The following is a 1,521-nucleotide window of genomic DNA, read 5'->3' as shown; positions in this document are numbered from 1 at the left end:
GAACAACGTATTTTGGATGCATGTAAGAGACCTTCACTTGCGCAAACGGCAGTCTACAGCTACCCAAGAGGTGGAACTAAAGTTGAAGGCCCATCTATCAGACTTGCAGAAGTTATAGCTCAAAATTGGGGTAATATATCATCCGGAATTAAGGAGCTAGAACAACGTGATGGCGAATCCACTGTAATGGCTTATGCGTGGGACTTAGAAACTAACACACGTAGCGAAAAGGTGTTTACGGTTAAACATTCAAGAAAGGCCGGGCAATCAATTAAAAAACTAACTGATCCACGTGACATTTATGAAATGGTCGCTAACCAAGGAGCTAGAAGGGTAAGGTCTTGTATCTTAGCTGTAATTCCTGGTGACATTATTGAGCGTGCAGTTGAAGAATGTAACAAAACGTTATCTGGTCAAAATGATAGTCCGCTGAAAGACCGTATATCAAGAGCATTAAAAGGATTCAAGGAACAGCACCGGGTTACTCAAGAGCAGATAGAAGCTCGTTTTGGTTACAGTATTGATGCTTTCACAGAAAGAGATTTACTCGATTTAGTTCAGATATTCAACTCTCTAAAAGACGGAATGTCAAAAGTAGAAGATTGGTTCTCTAAAGAGGTCAAATCAAAGCAAGAAACAAAGCTTACAGAGGCGTTTGAGAAAGACAAGGATAAAACTACTAAAGAGCCAACGAAAGACAAGAATGAGCCTGAAAAGGACGTGAAAGCTGATGAAATCGACTTTGAACAAGGTGAGCTTATCACCGAGTAATTATTATTCATTAGAAGCTGACAGGCAGTATATGTCTGTCAGTCTCTTCAAGAACTTTGTGGAATGTGAAGCTGGAACAATGGCTTATCTGAATGGCGATTGGGAAAGAGTACAATCGCCAGCAATGACAGTTGGCTCTTATACTCATGCAGCATTTGAAAGTGATGAAGCATTCCAACGGTTTATTGATGAGAACAATTCAGTCATATTCAAGAAAAACGGTAGTAAATACGCTGATTACGAACAAGCTGACCTCATGATTGAAACTATCAAAAATGACAAGTTCGCCATGTTTGCTCTAGAAGGTGAAAAAGAGCAGATATTTACAGCTGAATTGTTCGGCGTACAGTGGAAAATCAAAGTGGATTCCGTTAATCATAGTAACGCTATTTTCAGCGATTTAAAGACCACTCAGAATCTATATAACCGATACTGGAGCAATAAATATGATGGTTGGGTATCTTTTGTTGAAGCGTGGGATTACGTGCTTCAAATGGCGATTTATCGCAGGGTTATACACCTAGTAACAGGAGATTTATATACGCCGTATATCGTAGCTGTTACGAAGGAAAAACCGCCAAATAAGGCGATTATACACTTTGATGAATCACGATTTGAGTTCGAGTATGAATACACAGAAATGAAGCTTGAGCGAATCATGGAAGTGAAGAATGGTCATGCGGATCCAGTACGTTGTGAGAAGTGTGATTACTGCAGAATGACAAAGCAGTTGAAAGATACGATTGAGGT

At 39.7% G+C, this 1,521-nt stretch carries 2 protein-coding genes; both read left to right on the top strand.

Going from position 1 to position 1,521, the window contains the following annotated elements; genetic code table 11:
• The coding region (locus tag AAIB49_RS19810; protein ID WP_343459060.1) for a hypothetical protein at positions 1-771 on the top strand (771 nt) is incomplete at its 5' end.
• On the top strand, positions 731-1,521 hold a 791-nt coding region (locus tag AAIB49_RS19805; RefSeq protein WP_343459059.1), incomplete at its 3' end, for a PD-(D/E)XK nuclease-like domain-containing protein. The genes AAIB49_RS19810 and AAIB49_RS19805, both read left to right, overlap by 41 nt.

It is taken from the genome of Ornithinibacillus proteolyticus, assembly GCF_039581225.1.
GTDB lineage: Bacteria > Bacillota > Bacilli > Bacillales > Amphibacillaceae > Ornithinibacillus > Ornithinibacillus massiliensis.
This window is presented reverse-complemented; position numbering and strand designations above follow the sequence as displayed.